Raw genomic sequence first — 21126 nt, 5'->3', positions numbered from 1 at the left:
TTCGTGCAGCCTTGCCCATATAGGACATGATATGAGCGGCTTATTGGCTTTGCTAGATGATGTGGCGGCGATTGCGAAAGTTGCGGCTGCCTCGATTGATGATATCGCGACCCAGACCGTAAAGGCCGGATCAAAGGCGGCGGGGCTGGTCATCGACGATGCCGCTGTGACGCCCAAATATGTGACGGGTTTCAAGGCAGATCGCGAATTGCCGATGGTCTGGCGCATCGCACGCGGATCGATCTTCAACAAGCTGGTGATCTTGCTGCCGATCCTTTTGGCGCTGAATTATTTCCTGCCGTGGATCATCACGCCGCTGCTGATGCTGGGGGGGCTCTATCTATGTTACGAGGGGGCCGAGAAGGTCATCCATTACATCCGCCCGCAAGATCCCGTCGCCCATGCCGAACATGAAACCGGCGATCCGGCCAAGCTGGAAGAATCCCGTGTGGCAGGCGCGATCAAGACCGACTTTATCCTGTCGGCCGAGATTATGGTCGTCTCGCTGTCGGTGATCGAGGTCGGCGGCTTTTGGATGGAGGCGGTGACGTTGGCTGTGGTCGGTCTGGCCATCACGGCGCTGGTTTACGGCGGCGTTGCCCTGATCGTGAAGGCGGATGATATCGGCGCCGCGATGCATCAAAACGGCCGACTTGGTGCGACGCGCGCGTTTGGGCGCGGGCTGGTGGTCGGGATGCCGCCGTTTCTGGCGGTGCTGTCCTTTGTCGGCACACTGGCAATGCTGTGGGTGGGCGGCAATATCCTGACGCATGGCGCATCGACGCTGGGCTGGCCGCTGGTCTATGACGGTATCCACCATTGGGCGGTGGATGCGGGCAATATGCTGTCGGGGGCGCGCGGCTTTGTCGAATGGTTCGTCACAGCGGCGCTGGATGGGATCGTCGGCCTGTTGATCGGGTTGATCGTGGTGCTGGTTGTGACACCCTTTATGCGCGGCAAGGCGCACTGACAAAAAGGGCCCCTCGCGGGGCCCTTTCTTTATGGTTAGCCGATCAGGCCTTTGGCCTTCTGCGCCACATTGGCGGCGGTGATGCCGAACTTTTCATACAGCACTTCGGCCGGGGCCGAGGCGCCAAAGCCCTCCATGCCGACAAAGGCCGCTTTCGCCTCGCGGCCGCGCTCGCCCAGCAGCAGCCAATCCCAGCTTTGGCGCACGCCCGCCTCGATCGCGATACGCGCGGGGCCTGCGGGCAGGACGCGCTTGCGATAGGCTTCGTCCTGCGCGCGGAACAGCTCCATCGAGGGGACCGAGACGACGCGGGTGCCGATGCCTGCCGCTTCCAGCTGGTCGCGGGCAGCCAGCGCGATTTCCACTTCCGAACCCGAGGCCATCAAGATCACCTGACGCTTGCCTGTCGCCTCGGCCAGCACATAGGCGCCCTTGGCGGTCAGGTTGGTGTTGGTATGGGTCTTGCGCACTGTCGGCAGGTTCTGACGCGACAGCGCCAGCACCGAAGGGGTCGAGGTCGAGGTCAGCGCGATTTCCCAGGCCTCTGCCGTTTCCACCGTATCGGCGGGGCGGAAGACATAGGTATTGGGCGTTGCGCGCAGCATCGACAGATGCTCGACCGGCTGGTGGGTCGGGCCGTCTTCGCCAAGGCCGATGGAATCATGCGTCATGACATAGATCACCGGCGCACCCATCAGCGCCGACAGGCGCATCGCGCCGCGGGCATAATCGGTAAAGGCCATGAACGTGCCGCCATAGGGACGCACGCCGCCATGCAGCACCATGCCGTTCATCGCCGCCGCCATACCGTGTTCACGGATGCCGAAATAGACATAGCGACCCTTGCGATTCTCGACCCCAAAGGTGCCCAGATCTTTGGTCAGCGTGTTGTTGGAACCCGTCAGGTCAGCCGAGCCGCCGATGGTTTCCTTCATCAGCGGATTGACGACATCCAGCACCATTTCCGACGATTTGCGCGTCGCGACCTTGGGTTGCTTTTCGCTGATCTCTTTCTTTAGGGCGCGGATCTTGGCGGGCAGGCCTTTGGGGGCCTCGGCGCGGAAGATACGCTCGAAATCAGCCTTTTTGGTGTCCGACAGCGCGTTAAAGCGGGCGGTCCATTCGGCATGTGCGGCGGCGCCGCGTTGGCCCATGGCTTCCCAGCCTGCTTTGATCTGGGCGGGCACTTCGAATGCGCCAGCGGTCCAGCCATAGGCGGCTTTCGCATCGGCGATCAGCTTGGCGTCGGTCAGCGCGCCATGGCCTTTCGACGTGTCCTGCGCCGACGAGCCCAGCGCGATATGCGTCTTGCATGCGATCATCGAGGGGCGCTTGTCTTTCTTTGCGGCCTCGATCGCGGTGTTGATCGCAACCGGATCATGGCCGTCGATTTCCTGCACATGCCAGCCCGATGCGGCGAAACGCGCAGGCTGGTTGGTGACATCGGCGATATCGACCTTGCCGTCGATGGTAATGCCGTTGTTGTCCCAGAAGACGATCAGATGCGACAGCTCTTGCTTGCCGGCAAGGCCGATGGCCTCTTGGCTGACGCCCTCCATCAGGCAGCCGTCGCCCGCGATGACATAGGTATAGTGGTTGATCAGGCTGGTGCCGAAACGGGCGCGCAGGTGTTCCTCGGCAATGGCAAAGCCGACCGAGTTGGCGATGCCCTGACCCAGCGGGCCGGTCGTCGTCTCAATGCCGGCGGCATGGCCGTATTCCGGGTGGCCAGCCGTGCGAGCCCCCCATTGGCGGAAATCTTTGATCTGTTGCAGGGTGATATCCTCATACCCTGTCAGATACATCAGCGCGTAAACCAGCATCGAGCCATGGCCTGCCGACAAAATAAACCGGTCGCGGTCAGCCCAACGCGGGGCTTTGGGGTCAAAGCGCAGGTGTTTTTCAAATAGCACGGTTGCCACATCGGCCATGCCCATCGGCATGCCAGAGTGGCCGGAATTTGCAGCAGCAACAGCGTCCAGCGTCAATGTGCGGATTGCCGCGGCCTTCATCCAGTGATCGGGGTGGGCGGCGCGCAGGGCAGCGATATCCAAGGTCTTGATCCTTACTTCGGGAAAAGGCGTTCGGAAATTCATAGCAGTCAAAAGCGGCAGTTCAAGCGAAACGCGCGACAGGAGTGCGTTTGACGCCAGTCAATTTGCCAATCTGTGCCGACAAGGGCGCTGCGGGGTTTGCGTGCTCTACGCAATCGTGATCTAATGCAAGGACTTGAGTGATGAAGTTGAAGGCCGCAGACATGCACGAACGGATCCGGGATCGGAGCGCGGGGCAGGGATGACGCAGGATAGTCAGCAATTCGCACCGCTGGGCGCTGATCGGATCGCCGATGCCGCCGCACGGGTCGAGGCGGCGCTCAGCCGTATCGCGGGGGTGCTGCAGGCATCCGCGTCCGGACCTTTGCATGCGGGGCACGCGGCGGATACATCCGAGCAGCTTGCTGCGGCGGAGGGGCGTTTTGCGGTTTTGGAACAACAGCTTGCCGCACAGGGCAGCCGTCTGGCGGAAATTGATGATGAGCTTTACCGCTTGCGCCAATCCAATGCCGAGCTGCGCGCCGTGGCCGAGGAAATGCGGGGCAGCCTTGCCGCCAATGTCGCCGATCCCCGCCTGATCAATCGCGCGATGGAGGCCGAGATTGCCGCGCTGCAAGCCAGCCGCGCCGCCGATCTGGCCGAGGTGTCCGCCGTCATTGCGGGCCTTCGCCCACTGGTCGCGAACAGCGCCCGCCCATCCCACCAATTTCGCGCCGCCGATTTTGAGGAGCAAGAGTGATGCCGCAGATCAATGTTATGATCGGCAACCGTCAGTTTGAGGTCGCCTGCAATCCCGGCGAAGAGCAGTTTGTCACCGGCGCCGCCGCGCGTCTTGATACCGAGGCGCAGGCCTTTGCCGCGCAGCTAGGCCGGATGCCGGAATCGCGGATGCTGTTGATGGCAGGGCTGATGCTGGCCGACCGCACGGGCGCGCTTGAAGAAGAGCTGACCGCGCTGCGCCACCATGTTGGCACGCTAGAGGCGCGCCTTGCCCAGACCCCAACCCGTGTTGAGGTCGAGGTGGAACGTGTGGTCGAGGTGCCCGTGGAAGTGCCCGTCGAGGTGCAAGTCGAAGTCGAGCGCTTGGTCGAAGTGCCGGTCGAGGTGATCTCGGAAGAGGTCGTCGCCGCCTATGAGGCGATGGTCGAGCGGGTCGAGGCGCTGATGCGCGCGGCAGAAACCCGGTTCGGGATCGAACAAAAGTAAAGCCGCTGGGGACCTCGCAGCGATAAAAAGGCCGGGGAATGCCCCGGCCCTTTCGTTTTAGGCGTTGGCTTCGCGGATTTTATCCGCAGATTCCTTGTTAAAGGCGATGCCCTCGTTCGTGAACAAGGTGTCCAGCTCGCCCGACAGCACCATTTCGGTGACAATGTCGCAACCGCCGACAAATTCGCCTTTGACATAAAGCTGCGGAATCGTCGGCCAGTCCGAGAAATCTTTGATGCCTTGACGAATGTCGGCATCGGCCAGCACGTCGACATCGGCAAAATCGACAGCCATAAAGTTCAGCACGCTGGCGATACGGCTGGAAAAGCCGCATTGCGGCATCATTTTCGTGCCCTTCATGAACAGTACGACGTCGTTGCCGGCAATGGTTTCGCGGATTTGGTTAAGGGCTACATCGCTCATCTTTTATAATCCTGTGGCTGGGCCAAAATTCTAAAGTCGAATTATTCCGGCGCCTTGGTGGTCAGCGCAAGGGCGTGGAGGGCACCGTTCGCGCCCTCCATCTGATCCTTGAGCGCCGCATAGACAGCGCGTTGCTGTTGCACACGGTTCAGGCCGCGGAAGCTTTCGTCGATGACTTCAGCGGCCCAGTGGTTTCCGTCTCCGGCCAGATCGGTGATCGTAATACGCGCGGCGGGAAAGGACGCGCGGATCAGATCCTCGATTTCCTGTGCTTCGATGGCCATGTGGCGGCTCCTGACTGTTGCTCTCGTCAATTTAGGTGCCGGGCATGCGTCCGGCAATGGGGTTAGAGGCCGAGTTTTCCGGCAAAGCTGTCACGATAGGTGGCGCGCAGCGTCGCAAGCGGCGCTTTGTCCGCTCCAAACGCCACGGTATCGCCGCCAAATTCGCCGTAGATCACCGCAGCGATGCCTTCGCCCGCGGCCGCATCAACCAGCGCGGCGACCTGTTCACGCGGCACGGCCAACAGATAGCGGCCCTGATCCTCGCCAAACAGCTGCGCGGTATCCTCGGCTGCGACGCTGACGCCGGTGCCTGCGGCCTCGGCCATCTCGAAGGCCGCCAGCGCAAGGCCGCCGTCCGACAGGTCGGTACAGGCGCGGATCCGCATCCGGTTGGTCAGGATGAATTGACCGTGCAGGGCCTCCTCCTCCAGATCCACGCCGGGCGCATCGCCGTCTGCGCGGCCAAAGGCCTCGAGCAGCAGGGCCGATTGGCCAAGGTGGCTGCCGACGCGGCCGATCATGATCAGCGCGTCGCCCGCCTGTGCAGGCCCTGCGATCATGTCGCCAAGGTCAGCAATCAGACCAACGCCGCCAATGGTCGGGGTCGGCAGAATGCCGTTGCCGTCGGTCTCGTTATACAGCGAGACGTTGCCCGATACGATGGGGAAGTCCAGCGCGCGGCAGGCGGCGCCGATACCTTCGATCGCGCCAACCAACTGGCCCATGATCTGCGGCTTTTCGGGGTTGCCGAAGTTCAGGTTGTCGGTGGTCGCAAGGGGCGTGGCACCCACGGCGATCAGGTTGCGATAGGCCTCGGCCACGGCCTGCTTGCCGCCCTCGATCGGGTTCGCTTTCACATAGCGCGGCGTCACATCCGAGGTGAAGGCGACGGCCTTGTTGGTGCCGTGGACGCGCACGATGCCCGCGCCGTGACCGGGCACTCGGATCGTATCGGCGCCGACCTGATGGTCATATTGCGACCAGACCCACTGCTTTGCCGCATGGTTGGGCGAGGAGATCAGCGCGGTCAGGCCCGCAATCGGCGTGATGCTGGGCACGCCTTCCAGCGGGGCGGCGGGGGGCGTCGCAACCCAAGGGCGGTCGTATTCGGGGGCAGAGGAGGCCAGTTTCGACAGCGGCAGATCGGCCTTGATCTCGCCGTTCAGCATGATCAGGAAGCGGTCTTCGGCAATCGTCTCGCCAACGATGGCGAAATCCAGATCCCATTTTTCAAAGATCGCGCGCGCCTCGGCCTCGCCCTCGGGCTTTAGCACCATCAGCATCCGCTCTTGGCTTTCGGACAGCATCATCTCGTACGCGGTCATCGCGGTTTCGCGCACGGGCACCAGTTCCAGATCAAGGCGAATGCCAAGGCCGCCCTTGTCACCCATCTCGACCGCCGAACAGGTCAGACCCGCCGCACCCATATCCTGGATCGAAATGACGGCATCCGAGGCCATCAGCTCCATACAGGCTTCCATCAGGCGCTTTTCGGTAAAGGGGTCGCCGACTTGGACGGTGGGGCGCTTGTCCTCGATCGTGTCGTCGAACTCTGCGCTGGCCATGGTCGCGCCGCCGACGCCATCGCGGCCGGTTTTTGCGCCAAGGTAAACCACCGGCATCCCGACGCCCGAAGCCGCCGAATAGAAAATACGGTCGGCATCAGCCAAGCCCGCCGCAAAGGCGTTCACAAGGCAGTTGCCATTATAGGCGGGGTCAAAGCGCACTTCGCCCGCAACCGTCGGCACGCCGAACGCGTTGCCGTAACCGCCGATACCGGCGACGACACCCTCGACCAATTGGCGCGTCTTGGGGTGGTCGGGCATACCAAAGGACAGTGCGTTCATCGCCGCCATCGGGCGCGCGCCCATGGTGAACACATCGCGCAAAATACCGCCCACGCCCGTCGCCGCGCCCTGATAGGGCTCGATATAGCTGGGGTGGTTATGGCTTTCCATTTTGAACACCAGCGCCTGACCGTCGCCGATATCAATGACGCCCGCATTTTCACCCGGGCCGCAGATGACCTGCTTGCCGGTGGTATGCAGCGTGCGTAGCCATTTCTTGGAGGATTTATACGAGCAATGCTCGTTCCACATGGCCGAGAAAATGCCAAGTTCTGTAAAGCTGGGCGTGCGGCCGATGATCTCTTCGATCCGCTGATATTCGTCGGGCTTCAGTCCGTGAGAGGCAATCAGATCGGCGGTGATCTGCGGCTCGCGGAACGCGGTCTCGGTCGTCATGGTTTATCCCCCAAGGCTGGCGCTATGGGGCCTATTAGGCGAGGTCGCGCAAAAGGGGAAGCGGGGGCCGTGTCGCAGCGGCAGAAAAACCGTCAACAAGACAAAAAAAAGCCGGGGCTATAAATAGGCCCGGCTAAGTCCAACAGGGAGGTATGAAGATGATGAGCCGTAAAGCATCATCGCCTTCGATTGCTGAAATAGGTGGCACAGTGTGAATGGGCAAGGGGTCGGCCTACCCAGTCAGCGCAAGTCTGCCATGCGCTGACTGCAAGGGTTAAAAATTAATCAGGCACAGCGTCCGCAGGCGGGGCGGATTCGCGCAGTTTCCGGCGATGGGCGATCAGCTCATCTTGAATGAAATCGCGGAATGCGGCGATGCGGCGCGATTGGCGCAGCTCTTCGGCATAGGCGATGAACACCGGAATTTCGCTTGATTCGAGATAGGGCAGCACGCGGCACAGGTTCGGACTGTCTTCGGTCACATAGTCGGGCAAGATGCCGATGCCGATGCCTGCCAGCACGCCCTGCAGCACGCCATAATAGGTGTTCACCGTCAGCGCAGAGGCCATGTCGAACGTCATCAGCCGTTGCGACAGGTTGATCGCGGCAACCGGCTGGGGCGAGTTCAGGCTTTGCGAGATCAGTCGGTGCTGGGCGATATCCTCGAGCCGGTTGATCGGGGGCGAGTTCTGCAAATATTCGGGCGTCGCATAAAGGCGCATCCGCACCGCCATCAGCCGTTTGCGGATGACATCGGCCTGGCTGGGCTCTTTCAGGCGGATGGCGACATCTGCCTCGCGCATGGGCAGGTCAAGGATACGCTCCTCGAGGATCAGGTCGATTTTCAGGTCGGGGTATTGGTCGTAGAGCTTGCCCAGACGTGGCGCCAGCCACATCGTGCCAAAGCCGGTGGTCGTCGTCACCTTGAGCGTGCCAAAGACGCCATCCTCGCTGTCGCGGATGCGCGCGGCGGCGGCCTCTAGCCGCTTGTTCATGCTGCGCGTCGCCTCGAACAGCAGTTCGCCCTGTTCGGTTAATATCAGCCCACGCGCATGGCGGTGGAACAATGTGGTATCGAGCGCCTCTTCCAGCGCGCGGATCTGCCGTGACACCGCGGATTGGCTGAGGTGCAGCGTATCTCCCGCATGGGTCAAACTGCCCGCATCAGCGACGGCATGAAAGATCCGCAACTTGTCCCAGTCCATCGCCTTTTCCTTTGGCTCCCCCTCTTGGCTGTCATATATAGTGGAAGTGTCTGAAAAAAACATGGATTCCGTACGTCAAGGGCGATTTCCCGCCACGCTGTGTTGCGCGAGTGATGGATTTTTGACCGGATCAGGCTTATGTGGCCCGCAAGGGGCGATTTAAGCCCAATGACAGGCCCGATAGGGGCGAAAGGGCGATGCGATGGCGGTCGGCGTATTTGACAGTGGTCTGGGTGGATTAACCGTTCTGGATGCGGTGGCGAAACGCTTGCCGGATCTGCCGCTGGTTTACTTTGGCGACAATGCCCATGCGCCTTATGGGGTGCGAACCTCCGATGATATTTACAACCTGACCGTCAGCGCCACGCAAAAGCTGTTCGATAACGGCTGTGATCTGGTGATCTTGGCGTGCAACACGGCCTCTGCCGCCGCGCTGAAACGGATGCAGGAAAACTGGGTGCCCGAGGGCAAGCGTGTGCTGGGCGTGTTCGTGCCCCTGATCGAGGCGCTGACCGAACGTCAGTGGGGCGATAACACCGCCCCGCGCGAAGTGGCCGTGAAACACGTCGCCTTGTTCGCCACACCCGCAACTGTGGCCAGCCGCGCCTTTCAACGCGAGCTGGCGTTCCGCGCCATCGGGGTCGATGTCGAGGCGCAGGCCTGCGGCGGCGTGGTTGACGCGATCGAGGAGGGCGATCTGATCCTGGCCGAGGCGCTGGTGCGCAGCCATGTTGAGGCGCTGAAGCGGAAAATGCCGCGCCCCGATGCCGCGATCCTTGGCTGTACGCATTACCCGCTGATGGAAAAGGTCTTTGCCGATGCCTTGGGCGACGGCGTTCAGGTGTTCTCGCAGGCGAACCTTGTGGCAGAATCGCTGGCCGATTACCTGCAGCGCCATCCTGAAATGGTGGGGCCGGGGATGGAAAGCAAATTCCTGACAACCGGCGATCCGGCGCGTGTGTCCAGCCATGCGATCCAGTTTCTACACAGACCGATCAACTTTCAGAAAGCATGATCACCCATCGGCCCCCATGCGGTTGCGGGTGGGGGCCGTCTGGCGTAAGGGCATCGCCAGACACATAGAACGCCCGCCACTTATACATAGGGGAAGCCATGCCGTTCAACGTCGCCATTTTGGGAGCCTCGGGCTATACTGGGGCCGAGCTTGTGCGCATCATTGCCACGCATCCCGAACTGCGCATCGCCGCGCTGTCGGCGGATCGCAAGGCGGGCATGGCCATGGCTGATGTCTATCCGCACTTGCGTCATCTGGACCTGCCACGTCTGGTGCAGACGTCCGAGATCGACTTTGCGGGCATTGATCTGGTGTTTTGCGCACTGCCCCATGGCCTGAGCCAAGCTCTGGTGCGGGATCTGCCGCAACATCTGAAGATCGTCGATCTGGGCGCGGATTTCCGTCTGCGCGATCCTGCGGAATATGAAAAATGGTATGGCGCGCCGCATGTGGCGACCGATCTGCAGCAAGAGGCCGTTTACGGCCTGTCGGAATTCTATCGCGACGACATCAAATCTGCGCGTCTGGTGGCCGGCACCGGCTGCAACGCCGCCACCGTCCAATTCGCGCTGCGCCCGCTGATCGAGGCTGGCGTCATCGATCTGGACGAGATCATCTGCGATCTGAAAAACGGCATCTCGGGCGCGGGGCGCAGCCTGAAGGAAAACATGCTGTTCGCCGAGCGGTCCGAGGATGTCGCGGGCTATTCCCAAGGCGGCAAGCACCGCCATCTGTCCGAGTTTGATCAAGAATTCTCGGCCATTGCGGGCCGCCCGGTGCGGATCGTCTTTACGCCGCATCTGGTGCCGATCAATCGCGGCATTCTGGCGACGATTTACCTCAAGGGCGATGCGCAGGCGGTCTATGACGCGCTGGCCAGCCGCTATGCGGACGAGCCGTTCATCGTCGTGCTGCCCTTTGGCCAGCTTCCGGCGATGTCGCATGTGCAGGGATCGAATTTCTGTCATATTGGCGTCACTGCCGACCGCATCAGCGGGCGCGTGCTGGTGGTCTCGACGCTGGACAATCTGAACAAGGGCTCGTCCGGGCAGGCGGTGCAAAACGCCAACCTGATGCTGGGCCTGGATGAGACGATGGGCCTGATGCTGGCCCCTGTATTCCCGTAACGGAGAGTTATTATGGCCGGTATGAAGGGTTTGAAAAAGCAACGCCGCATTCAGATTATTGCGGTTGCGGCTGTGGCGCTGGCGCTGTCGACAGGATTGATCGGCTATGCGATGCGCGACGGCATCAGCTTTTTCCGCTCGCCCACGCAGGTTCTGGCCGAGCCGCCGCATGAGAACGAGCTGTTCCGCATTGGCGGTTTGGTCGAAGAAGGCTCGATCGTGCGCGGGCAGGGCACCTCGATCGTGTTCAATGTGACCGATGGCGGCGGCACTGTGCCGGTCGCCTATACCGGCATCGTGCCGGATTTGTTTGCCGAAGGGCAGGGCGTGGTTGCGCAGGGCCGCTATATCGACGGGCGTTTCGAGGCCGTCGAGATTCTGGCCAAGCATGACGAAAGCTATATGCCCAAGGAAGTTGTGGACGCGCTGAAAGAGCAGGGTGTTTACCGCGACGACGCCGAAAGCTGATCGCCATCGCGGCGGTAGGGGAAAGACATGACAGTTGAACTGGGACATTTTGCGCTGATCCTCGCCTTTGCGGTGGCGATCTTGCAAATGATCGTGCCGATGTATGGCGCGCAAAAAGGGTGGCGCGGCTGGATGGCCTTTGGCGCGCCCGCGGCGACAGCGCAGGCGGCACTGGTGGCTTTCTCGTTCGGGGCGCTGACATGGGCGTTCGTCACTTCGGATTTCTCGCTGAAACTTGCGGTGGTGAATTCGCATACCGACAAGCCGCTGATCTATAAGATCTCGGGCGTGTGGGGGAACCACGAAGGCTCGATGCTGCTGTGGCTGTTCATCCTTGCGATCTTTGGCGCGGCGGTGGCCTGGTTCGGCGGCGATCTGCCCGAGCGCCTGCGCGCCCGTGTGCTGGCGGTGCAGGCCTCGATCTCGGTCGCCTTCTATGCGTTCACGCTGTTCACTTCGAACCCGTTCGAGCGGATGGTGATCGCGCCCCTGAACGGGCAAGATCTGAACCCGCTGCTGCAAGACCCCGGTCTGGCCTATCACCCACCGTTCCTTTACCTTGGCTATGTCGGCTTTTCGGTCGCCTTCTCGTTCGCGATTGCCGCGCTGATCGAAGGCAAGGTCGATGCGGCTTGGGGGCGTTGGGTGCGCCCGTGGACATTGGCCGCATGGTCGTTCCTGACCGTCGGCATCGCGCTGGGCTCGTGGTGGGCCTATTACGAGCTTGGTTGGGGCGGTTTTTGGTTCTGGGACCCGGTCGAGAATGCCTCGTTCATGCCCTGGCTGATCGGAGCGGCGCTGCTGCACTCGGCCATCGTGGTTGAAAAGCGCGAGGCGTTGAAAAGCTGGACGGTGCTGTTGGCGATTCTGGCCTTTGGGTTCAGCCTGCTGGGCACTTTCATCGTGCGTTCGGGCACGCTGACCTCGGTCCATGCCTTTGCGTCGGACCCCGCGCGCGGGTCGGTGATGCTGGCGATCATGGGCTTTTACCTTGGCGGCGGCCTGACCCTTTATGCCGCCCGCGCCAGCGCGATGGAGGCCAAGGGCGTCTTTAGCCTTGTCAGCCGCGAATCCGCGCTGGTGATGAATAACGTGCTGCTGGCGGTTGCCGCCTTTGTCGTGCTGATCGGTACGATCTGGCCGCTGGTGACCGAGGTGATCGGGCGCACCGTATCGGTTGGCCCGCCGTTCTTTAACGCGGCTTTCACGCCCTTTATGATCGCCCTGTCGATCATCCTGCCGCTTGGCTCGGTGCTGGCGTGGAAACGCGGCACGCTGGGCAAGGCGCTGCAACAGATGTGGGGCGCGGCTGTGCTGGCCTTTGCGCTGATGGCTTTGGCATGGGTGATGACCGGTGGCAGCACCATTTTGGCCCCCATCGGCGTGCTGCTGGGCACCTGGGTTGTCGCGGCATCTGCCGTTGATGTCTGGGCGCGCACGGGGCGCGGCGATATCCGTGGCCGGCTGTCGCGTCTGACCCGTCTGCCGCGCGCGGATTGGGGCAAGGCCGTCTCGCATATCGGTTTTGGGGCCACGATCCTTGGCGTCGCCCTCAGCCTGTCGCTGGTCAAGGAAGATATTCGCGTCATGAATATCGGCGATACGTTCGAACTGGGCAATTACACCTTTAATCTGACCGCCGTAAACGAGCTGCAAGGCCCGAACTATCTGACCACCATGGCCGATGTCACCATCAGCCGCGATGGCCAAGAGGTCGCCTCGCTGCATCCGGAAAAACGCTTTTACCCCTTCGCAGGTATGCCAACGACCGAGGCAGGGATCAGCAGCAATCTGTTGCGCGATGTCTATGTCGTGCTGGGTGATCCGCAAGTGGGCGGTGGCTATGCCATGCGCAGCTATATCAAGCCCTTTGTGAACTGGATCTGGATCGGCGCGGGGCTGATGGCCATCGGGGGCGGTATCTCGCTGTCCGACCGCCGTCTGCGTGTGGCGGCGGGGGCCGCGAAAAAGGCCACGCGCGCGGCCGGAGTGCCCGCAGAATGAAGCGCCTGCTTGCGGCCCTTGGCCTTGCGCTGACCCTCGGCCTGTCGGCCGCGCCGCCTGTCTATGCGGTGCAGCCGGACGAGGTGCTGTCCGACGCGGGCCTTGAGGCGCGGGCGCGGGCGATCAGCGTGAACCTGCGTTGCCCGGTCTGTCAGAACGAAAGCATCGACGAATCCCATGCCGAGATTGCGCGCGACCTGCGTTTGCTGGTGCGCGAGCGTCTGGTGGCAGGCGATACGGACGAACAGGCCGTCGATTTCATCGTGGCGCGTTATGGCGAATACGTGCTGCTGAACCCGCGCGCCAGCGGCATGAATGCGATCCTATGGGGCGCGGCACCTGCGTTCTTTCTGGTCGCTTTGGGCGTGGCCATCATCGCGATCCGGCGCCGTTCACGCGCCGAAGTTGCAGCGCCGCTGACGGACGAAGAGAAAAGACGCCTCGACGATCTGCTGGGCAAAGACTGAAAAAGGGCGCCGCGAGGGCGCCCTTTCTTTTTGGCGTTTGACGTCTCAGCGTTTGTCGATGCTGACGTAGTCGCGCAGGCTCTCGCCCATATACAGCTGGCGGGGGCGACCGATCTTCAGTTGCGGATCTGCAAGCTGTTCCTTCCACTGCGAAATCCAGCCCACCGTGCGCGCTAGCGCAAAGATCGGCGTGAACATCGAAGTGGGGAAGCCGATCGCCTCGAGGATGATGCCCGAATAGAAATCGACGTTGGGATACAGCTTTTTCTCGATGAAATATTCGTCCTGCAGGGCGATGCGTTCCAGTTCTTTGGCGACTTGCAGGGTCGGGTTGTTCTCGATCCCCAAAAGGGCCAGAACCTCGTCTGCGGTCTGCTGCATGATCTTGGCGCGCGGGTCAAAGTTCTTATAGACGCGGTGACCAAAGCCCATCAGGCGGAACGGATCGGATTTATCCTTCGCCTTGGCGATATATTCGGGGATGCGCTCGACGGTGCCGATCTCGCGCAGCATTTCAAGGCAGGCTTGGTTCGCACCGCCATGCGCCGGCCCCCACAGGCAAGCAATGCCCGCTGCAATACAGGCGAACGGATTGGCGCCCGACGACGACGCCAGACGCACGGTCGAGGTCGAGGCGTTTTGTTCGTGGTCGGCATGCAGCGTGAAGATACGATCCATCGCGCGGGCGATGATCGGATCGACGTGATAGGGCTCGGCCGGGACGGCAAAGCACATGTGCAGGAAGTTCGCCGCGTAATCCAGATCGTTGCGCGGATACACAAACGGCTGGCCGATCGAATATTTATAGGCCATTGCCGCAATCGTCGGCATCTTTGCGATCAGACGGATCGAGGCAACCTCGCGGTGCTGCGGGTCGTTGATATCGGTCGAATCGTGGTAAAAGGCAGACAGTGCGCCCACCACGCCGACCATGGTCGCCATCGGATGCGCATCGCGACGGAAGCCACGGAAGAAATACTGCATCTGCTCATGGATCATCGTGTGACGCGTCACCAGCGTCTCGAAATCCGTCAACTGTTTGGGGGTTGGCAGCTCGCCGTACAGCAGCAGATAGGCAACTTCCAAAAAGCGGGACTGCGTTGCCAGCTGCTCAATCGGATAGCCGCGGTGGGTCAGAATGCCTTGGTCGCCGTCGATAAAGGTGATGGCGGAGTCGCAAGCTGCGGTTGATGTAAAGCCGGGATCATAGGTGAAAACACCTGCCTGACCGTAAAGCTTGCGAATGTCGAGCACATCAGGGCCGTTGGTGGGGCTGAGGATCGGCACGTCAAAGCTTTGATCATCAATCGTCAGCTTGGCAGTCTTTTGGTCGGCCATATGGGTTCCCCTTGCTGGGACCGCGCGCGGGGGAGGCCCCGCTCGCGGCTGTGGCTGGATCACCCTGCCACATGGCCGAGCAACCCCAGATTCAGATGGATGCATCCTTTAGGCGGGCGATGGATTCGTCGCGGCCTAGAATCAGCATCATGTCGAATACGCTTGGGCTTACGGTGCGTCCGGCAAGGGCGGATCGCAAGGGGGCTGCAAGCTTGCCGAGCTTGGTCCCATGCTTTTCCGCGACCTCTGTCACCAGATGCTCTAGCGCCTCGCGTTCCCAGCTAACACCCGGCAAACCTTCCGTCAATTCGTTCAGTATGCCACGGGATACCGGATCAAGCGCCGCCGCCGCTTTTTCATCGGGGGTGATGGGGCGACAGGTTAGGGCGAAATGCGCCTTTTCCAACAGTTCGGGAAAGGTTTTCGCGCGTTCTTTCAACGTATACATGCTGCGCAGCAGCAGGTCTTCTTGCGCAGGATCAAGCGCGGGCGCGCCGGTTTTCGCAAGAAAAGCAGTCAGTTGCGCGAAAAGATCAGTATCCTCGGTGCGGGCGATATGCTGGCCGGACAGATGCTCTAGCTTTTTGGTGTCAAAGCGCGCGGGTGCGCGGCCGATCCCTTCCAGATTGAACCATTCCTTGGCCTGTGCGTCGGTAAAGAATTCGTCGTCGCCGTGGCTCCAACCCAGACGGGTCAGGTAGTTGCGCATACCGGCGGCGGGATAACCCAGCGCCTGATATTCCGAGGCCGCCGTGGCGCCATGGCGTTTCGACAGCTTTTTGCCATCGGGGCCAAAGATCAACGGGATATGCGCCATGACCGGGAAATCCCAGCCCATCGCGTCATAGATCATCTTTTGGCGAAAGGCATTGTTCAGATGGTCGTCGCCGCGAATGACATGGGTCACGCCCATATCATGGTCATCGACCACCACGGCCAGCATATAGACGGGCGTCCCGTCCGAACGCAGCATGACCATATCGTCCATTTGCTCGTTGCTGACGGTGACATCGCCCTGCACGGCGTCATGCACGGTCTGCGCGCCGGTTTGGGGCGCTTTGATCCGGATCACGAAGGGCAGGTCGGGATGCTGGCTTGAGGGTACATCGCGCCAGGGCGAGCGGAACAGGGTCGAGGTGCCTTCGGCCCGGGCCTTTTCGCGAAACGCTTCGATTTCTTCTTGCGTCGAGAAACACTTATAGGCCTTGTCCTGCGCCAGCAGTTCGCGTGCGACCTCGGCGTGGCGGGGCGCGCGCTCAAACTGGTGGATCGGCTCGCCGTCCCAGTCGATACCCAGCCACGTCAGGCCGGCCAGAATCTCGGCGGTGTTTTCGGGGGTCGAGCGGGCGCGGTCGGTATCCTCGATCCGCAGCAGGAACTTGCCGCCTTGGTTGCGGGCGAACAGCCAGTTGAACAGAGCCGTGCGCGCCCCACCGATATGCAGCGCGCCGGTGGGCGAGGGGGCAAAACGCGTGACGACGGGTTTCGAGAGGGACATCGGGATCAGCCTTGTTTGCATAAGCCGTTAATCATTCGCTAACCACGCAGCGGCTAGCCTTATGCTGTTGGGAATAGTCACCTTGTGTCCCGATAACAAGTGTGGGGGGCCGGATAACAAGTGCGGGGCACGGCCTTTCGCAATGCGCTGGTGCGCGTGATAGATGATCAACGGGGCGCGCTGCTGCCGTGGATTCCGGTGCTGCTGGGTGCGGGGATGGCGGCCTGGCTGGCGCTGCGGGCCGAGCCGGGGCTGGCTATTTACGCGGCGGTGGTGATGCTGTTGATCGGCGGTGCCGCGCTGCGCAACGTGCCGGGCGGGGCGGTCGTATTGGTCGCGCTGGGGTTTTTGCTGGCGGCGCTGCGGGGCTATACGCTGGAGGCGCCAGTGCTGTCGCGCGACTATTACGGGCCAGTTATGGGGCGCATTGTGGCGGTCGATGCCAATCAGGCGGGCGCGATGCGGCTGACTATGGATCAGGTGGTATTGAACCGCGTCGCCCCGCATCAGACGCCGGCACAGGTGCGGGTCAGCCTCAGCGGGCGGCAGGGATTTTTTGACCAGACGCCGGGCACCGTTGTTAGGATGACGGCGCGCCTGACACCGCCAAATGGTCCGGTCGAGCCGGGCGGCTTTGATTTTCGCCGCTACGCCTGGTTTGAACAATTGGGCGCGGTCGGCAATACCGCCAATCCCGTGGTCGACGCGATGCCCACCGCCGCGCAGGATCTGTTCATTGATCGCTTGCGAATGCGGATGTCCGGCGCAATCCGCGACCATATCGCGGGGGATGCTGGCGGCTTTGTTGCGGCGGTGCTGACGGGGGATCGCCAAGGGCTATCGCCTGCGGTCAATCAGTGGATGCGGGACACCAGTCTTTATCACCTCGTGTCGATTTCGGGCGTGCATATGGCGCTGCTGGCGGCGTTCGTCTTTGCGCTGGTGCGCGGCGTGGTGGCGCTGGTGCCGCCCGTCGCGCTGCGGGTGTCGTCGAAAAAGTTGGCGGCGTTGGTCGCGCTGCCGGTTGCGGCGTTTTACCTTGCGCTTGCGGGCCGCGATATCGCGACGGAACGCGCTTTCATTACCGTCGCGGTCTCGCTGATCGCGGTGTTGCTGGATCGGCGGGCGATCTCGCTGAACACCGTAGCATTAGCGGCCACGCTGGTATTGGTGCTGCGGCCCGAGGCGGTGTTGAACGCCGGGTTCCAGATGTCCTTTGCGGCAGTGGTGGGGCTTGTGGTGATGTTTGACACGCTGCGCCTTGCCCGCGCGCGCTGGCCGGGCTTGCGGCGCTGGCGGGCGCTGGGGTGGCTGCTGTTGCCGATGGGCGTCTCGTTGGTCGCGGGGCTGGCGACCGGGCCCTATGCGGCGGCGAGTTTCAACCGCATCGCCCATTACAGCCTGCCTGCGAATATGCTGGCCGAGCCCGCCATGAGCTTTCTGGTCATGCCTGCGGGTATTTTGGCGCTGATCCTGTGGCCCGTGGGTCTTGGCCCCGCCGCGCTGTGGGTGGCCGAGCAAGGCACCCGCTGGATTCTGTGGGTGGCCGAGGTGATCGCGGCTTGGCCCTATGCCGTGTCCGCCGCTGTTACGCCGCAGCCCGCTGTCATGCCATTGCTGACGTTGGGCGCGATTTGGATTGTGCTGTGGCGCGGCTGGGGGCGGTGGCTGGGCGCACCGGTGGTTGTGCTCGCGCTGACCCTATGGGGCGCGACGCAGCGGCCCGCGCTGCTGATCTCGTCCGACGGGGCGGCGGTGGCGGTGCTGGGGCCAGAGGGGCGGGTGTTTTCCAAGCCGCGCGGTGCGGGCTATGCGGCCAGCAACTGGCTGCTGTCCGATGGCGAGATGGTCGCGCAAGCCGAGGCCTTTGAACGCCCTGGATTTACGAGGCAGGACGGGCGCCTAGTGGCTGAAGTCGGCGGCCAGCGCATCTTACATCTGACAACGGCGGCGGCGGTGCGGGCGGCTGCGGATTGTGGCGGCGCGGATATTGTCATCGCGGCGCATGACCTGCCACCGATCACAGGTTGCCGCGTGTTCGACCGCCGCGCCTTGCGCGACAGCGGCGCGGTTGCGGGCTGGCCCACGGCACAGGGTCTAAGGCTGGAAAGCGTGGCCGAAAGCTCCGGCCAGCGCCTGTGGATCCGCTAGCGCGGGATATCGAAATCCGGCGCGGCCAGTTCCCAATTCTCGAACTGGAAACCGGGGCTGACGGTGCAACTGACCAGCGTGTAATCCCCGGTCGAGCGTGCCGCCTGCCAGTGATGGGCGGGCACGATCAGCTGCGGCGCCTCGCCCGCCAGCAGATCAGCCCCAAGGGTGTGATCGACCGCTGGGCCTTGGGTCGTCGCTGCGATCGACAGCACCAGCGGCGCGCCCGCGTGAAACAGCCAGATCTCGGCCGCGTCGACCTTGTGCCAATGGCTGACCTCGCCGCCTTTCAGCAGAAAATAGATCGCGGTGCCGCTGGGGCGGTTGCCCGCGTCCTCAGCATCGCTGCGCCATGTCTGGCGGAACCAGCCCCCTTCAGGATGGGGCTGGAGGCCAAGCTTGGCGATGATCGCATCAGCGGTCATTAGCGCAGGCCAATCAACGCAGGATCGAGCGGCCTGCAAAGACAGCGCCCGCGCCCAGCATTTCCTCGATCCGGATCAGCTGGTTGTATTTTGCGAGGCGGTCCGAACGCGACAGCGAGCCGGTCTTGATCTGGCCGCAGTTCGTTGCAACTGCCAGATCGGCAATCGTGGTGTCTTCGGTTTCACCCGAACGGTGCGACATCACGGTGGTATAGCGGGCGCGGTGGGCGATATCGACGGCGCGCAGCGTTTCCGACAGGGTGCCGATCTGGTTCACTTTCACCAGCATCGAATTGCCAACACCCTGCTCGATCCCGTCGGTCAGACGCAGCGGGTTGGTCACGAACAGATCGTCGCCGACCAGTTGCACCTTGTCACCGATCTTGTCGGTCAGCAGCTTCCAACCGGCCCAATCATCCTCGGCCATGCCGTCTTCGATCGAGATGATCGGGTAATCCGCGACCAGTTTCGCCAGATAATCCGCGTTCTGTTCGGGGGTCAGCACCAGATTCTCGCCCGAGAGGACGTAGTTGCCGTCCTTGAAATATTCGGTCGAGGCGCAGTCCAGCGCGAGGTAAATGTCGCGGCCGGGCGTATAGCCGGTCTTTTCAATCGCGCGCAGGATGAAATCCAGCGCTTCGCGGGTCGAGGCGATGTTCGGTGCAAAGCCGCCCTCGTCGCCGATGCCGGTCGACAGGCCCGCTTGGTGCAGTTCTTTTTTCAGCGTGTGGAAAACTTCGGCGCCCATGCGGATCGCGTCGCGGATATTGTCCGCCGCCACCGGCATGATCATGAATTCTTGGAAATCAATCGGGTTATCGGCATGTTCGCCGCCGTTGATGATGTTCATCATCGGAACGGGCAGGGTGCGGGCCGAGGTGCCGCCGATGTAACGGTACAGCGGCTGGTTCGTGAACTCGGCCGCTGCCTTTGCCACCGCCAGCGAGACGCCGAGGATCGCATTCGCGCCGAGGCGGCCCTTGTTCGGGGTGCCGTCGATTTCGATCATCAGCGCGTCGATGTCTTCTTGTTCGGTCGCGTCAAGGCCGACCAGCTCTTCGGCCAGCTCGCCATTGACGGCGGCGACAGCCTCGAGGACGCCTTTACCGGCATAGCGCGACTTGTCGCCGTCGCGCTTTTCAACGGCCTCATGTGCGCCGGTCGATGCGCCCGAGGGCACCGCCGCGCGGCCAAATGCGCCGCTTTCCAGCAGCACATCAACTTCAACCGTGGGGTTGCCACGACTATCAAGGATTTCGCGGGCTTGGATGTCGACGATGCTGCTCATGGCAAAACTCCCGTTGGCGCCTGTGTCGGGGGTGTCTTACCCCGCATTGACGGCACGGAAAAGAGTTTTGGCACCAAGCGTTAGCGCTTAGCTGCGCGCTTCGCGCACGCGTTTGCGCTCACGGTAGATCGCATAAAGGCCCGAACCCACGATCAGCGCCGATCCGACCAGTGTCCAGGTGTCCGGACGCTCGCCAAACACCAGCGCGCCCAGAATCATCGCGAACAGCAGGCGCGTATAGCGAAAGGGGATGACGGCCGAAATCTCGCCAATCCGGGACGAGATGATCAGCGCGACATAAGCGCCAATCCCTGCGGTCATGCTGGTCATCACCGGCAGCCATTGCATCCCTTGCGGCACCGGCAATTCCCCCTGTGCAGCAGCGATCACAAGACCCGCAAAACCCGCGAACATAAAGCCCCAGCTGGCCACCGGCAGCGAGGCAATATGATCGGGCACGCGGCGGGTGATCACATCGCGCACCGCCATCGCCATCACCGCGGCAACGGCCCAAAGCGTGCTGACGTTGAACCCCTCGAGACCCGGACGCACGATGACCATCACACCGATAAAGCCGACACCGACCGCCGCCCAGCGCCGCCAGCCGACTTTCTCGCCCAGAAAAATCGCGGCACCGGCCATCACCGCCAGCGGCAGCGCCTGTGCAACGGCGCTGGCCAAGGTCAGCGGCACGGTTGTGATCGCCATGACGAAACAGGCGGTGCCGATCATCTCGGTCACATTGCGCAAGATGACGAAGGGGTGGAAAAAGTCGCGCGAGAACACATTTTCGCGGCGGATCGTGGCGGCGATCGCTAGGACCAATGCGCCGCTAAAGCCGACAATGGTCAGGATCGTACCCTGCGGCAGCGATTGGTTCGCCAGTTTGAACATCACATCTTCGACGGCAAATCCTGCCATCGCGAGGGTGAGCAGGATGGCCGCGCGAAAATTGTTCAA

The 21126-nt window shown here is 62.2% G+C and carries 19 protein-coding genes; 9 read left to right on the top strand and 10 right to left on the bottom strand.

Going from position 1 to position 21126, the window contains the following annotated elements:
• The first annotated feature begins 31 nt into the window (after positions 1 to 31).
• Positions 32 to 970: a DUF808 domain-containing protein gene (locus KVU_RS08780; protein WP_013384867.1), complete on the top strand. Its 939-nt coding sequence runs from the start codon at positions 32 to 34 to the stop codon at positions 968 to 970.
• Positions 971 to 1005: 35 nt separating this feature from the next.
• On the opposite strand, the gene tkt is transcribed toward KVU_RS08780, so the two are convergent.
• Positions 1006 to 3024: a transketolase gene (gene tkt / locus KVU_RS08775; RefSeq protein ID WP_014537909.1), complete on the bottom strand. Its 2019-nt coding sequence runs from the start codon at positions 3022 to 3024 to the stop codon at positions 1006 to 1008.
• A 241-nt stretch (positions 3025 to 3265) separates the two neighbouring features.
• On the opposite strand from tkt, the gene KVU_RS08770 reads away from it, so the two are divergent.
• Positions 3266 to 3763: a hypothetical protein gene (locus tag KVU_RS08770; protein ID WP_013384865.1), complete on the top strand. Its 498-nt coding sequence runs from the start codon at positions 3266 to 3268 to the stop codon at positions 3761 to 3763.
• The gene (locus tag KVU_RS08765) at positions 3763 to 4230 is read left to right on the top strand and encodes a cell division protein ZapA (protein WP_013384864.1); all 468 of its coding nucleotides are present in this window, start codon (positions 3763 to 3765) and stop codon (positions 4228 to 4230) included. The genes KVU_RS08770 and KVU_RS08765 overlap by 1 nt, the downstream gene beginning before the upstream one ends.
• Before the next feature lie 57 nt (positions 4231 to 4287).
• Here KVU_RS08765 and grxD read toward each other — a convergent pair whose 3' ends face one another.
• The 4 genes from grxD to KVU_RS08745 form a co-directional block, all read right to left on the bottom strand.
• The gene (gene grxD, locus KVU_RS08760; protein ID WP_013384863.1) at positions 4288 to 4653 is read right to left on the bottom strand and encodes a Grx4 family monothiol glutaredoxin; all 366 of its coding nucleotides are present in this window, start codon (positions 4651 to 4653) and stop codon (positions 4288 to 4290) included.
• A 41-nt stretch (positions 4654 to 4694) separates the two neighbouring features.
• The gene (locus tag KVU_RS08755; RefSeq protein ID WP_013384862.1) at positions 4695 to 4937 is read right to left on the bottom strand and encodes a BolA/IbaG family iron-sulfur metabolism protein; all 243 of its coding nucleotides are present in this window, start codon (positions 4935 to 4937) and stop codon (positions 4695 to 4697) included.
• Between the two features lie 62 nt (positions 4938 to 4999).
• The gene (gene purL, locus KVU_RS08750; RefSeq protein WP_013384861.1) at positions 5000 to 7180 is read right to left on the bottom strand and encodes a phosphoribosylformylglycinamidine synthase subunit PurL; all 2181 of its coding nucleotides are present in this window, start codon (positions 7178 to 7180) and stop codon (positions 5000 to 5002) included.
• Positions 7181 to 7461: 281 nt separating this feature from the next.
• Positions 7462 to 8385, bottom strand: a complete 924-nt coding sequence (locus KVU_RS08745) for a LysR family transcriptional regulator (RefSeq protein ID WP_014537907.1) — start codon at positions 8383 to 8385, stop codon at positions 7462 to 7464.
• A gap of 202 nt (positions 8386 to 8587) precedes the next feature.
• On the opposite strand from KVU_RS08745, the gene murI reads away from it, so the two are divergent.
• From murI to KVU_RS08720, 5 genes are all read left to right on the top strand, one after another.
• Entirely contained in the window at positions 8588 to 9400 is an 813-nt protein-coding gene (gene murI / locus KVU_RS08740) for a glutamate racemase (protein WP_013384859.1), read from the top strand.
• A 98-nt stretch (positions 9401 to 9498) separates the two neighbouring features.
• Entirely contained in the window at positions 9499 to 10527 is a 1029-nt protein-coding gene (argC, locus tag KVU_RS08735) for an N-acetyl-gamma-glutamyl-phosphate reductase (protein ID WP_013384858.1), read from the top strand.
• Between the two features lie 21 nt (positions 10528 to 10548).
• Positions 10549 to 10995, top strand: coding sequence for a cytochrome c maturation protein CcmE (ccmE, locus tag KVU_RS08730; RefSeq protein ID WP_044008197.1), 447 nt, complete (start codon positions 10549 to 10551; stop codon positions 10993 to 10995).
• 27 nt (positions 10996 to 11022) lie between these two features.
• A complete protein-coding gene (locus tag KVU_RS08725) occupies positions 11023 to 12999 on the top strand; it encodes a heme lyase CcmF/NrfE family subunit (protein ID WP_014537906.1) in 1977 nt (658 codons plus the stop codon).
• On the top strand, positions 12996 to 13466 hold the full coding sequence (locus KVU_RS08720) for a cytochrome c-type biogenesis protein (protein ID WP_013384854.1): 471 nt from the start codon (positions 12996 to 12998) through the stop codon (positions 13464 to 13466). Before KVU_RS08725 ends, KVU_RS08720 begins: the two co-directional genes overlap by 4 nt.
• A 45-nt stretch (positions 13467 to 13511) precedes the next feature.
• On the opposite strand, the gene KVU_RS08715 is transcribed toward KVU_RS08720, so the two are convergent.
• Together KVU_RS08715 and gltX are read right to left on the bottom strand one after the other, a co-directional pair.
• Positions 13512 to 14804: a citrate synthase gene (locus tag KVU_RS08715; protein WP_013384853.1), complete on the bottom strand. Its 1293-nt coding sequence runs from the start codon at positions 14802 to 14804 to the stop codon at positions 13512 to 13514.
• A gap of 91 nt (positions 14805 to 14895) precedes the next feature.
• The gene (gltX, locus tag KVU_RS08710) at positions 14896 to 16302 is read right to left on the bottom strand and encodes a glutamate--tRNA ligase (protein WP_013384852.1); all 1407 of its coding nucleotides are present in this window, start codon (positions 16300 to 16302) and stop codon (positions 14896 to 14898) included.
• A gap of 120 nt (positions 16303 to 16422) precedes the next feature.
• On the opposite strand from gltX, the gene KVU_RS08705 reads away from it, so the two are divergent.
• Positions 16423 to 18453 (top strand): ComEC/Rec2 family competence protein, encoded by a 2031-nt coding sequence (locus KVU_RS08705; RefSeq protein WP_060486273.1) that lies wholly within the window; start codon positions 16423 to 16425, stop codon positions 18451 to 18453.
• On the opposite strand, the gene KVU_RS08700 is transcribed toward KVU_RS08705, so the two are convergent.
• The 3 genes from KVU_RS08700 to KVU_RS08690 all read right to left on the bottom strand — a co-directional run bounded on the left by KVU_RS08700 (position 18450) and on the right by KVU_RS08690 (position 21126).
• Positions 18450 to 18878, bottom strand: a complete 429-nt coding sequence (locus tag KVU_RS08700; RefSeq protein WP_013384851.1) for a cupin domain-containing protein — start codon at positions 18876 to 18878, stop codon at positions 18450 to 18452. The two genes, KVU_RS08705 and KVU_RS08700, sit on opposite strands and share 4 nt — an antisense overlap.
• 13 nt (positions 18879 to 18891) lie before the next feature.
• On the bottom strand, positions 18892 to 20166 hold the full coding sequence (gene eno / locus KVU_RS08695; RefSeq protein ID WP_013384850.1) for a phosphopyruvate hydratase: 1275 nt from the start codon (positions 20164 to 20166) through the stop codon (positions 18892 to 18894).
• Between the two features lie 87 nt (positions 20167 to 20253).
• On the bottom strand, positions 20254 to 21126 hold the full coding sequence (locus KVU_RS08690; protein ID WP_013384849.1) for a DMT family transporter: 873 nt from the start codon (positions 21124 to 21126) through the stop codon (positions 20254 to 20256).

The sequence above is a fragment of the Ketogulonicigenium vulgare WSH-001 genome, assembly GCF_000223375.1.
Classification (GTDB): Bacteria; Pseudomonadota; Alphaproteobacteria; order Rhodobacterales; family Rhodobacteraceae; genus Ketogulonicigenium; species Ketogulonicigenium vulgare.
Note: the sequence above shows the minus strand (reverse complement) of the source record. Positions and strands in the feature narration are given on the sequence as shown.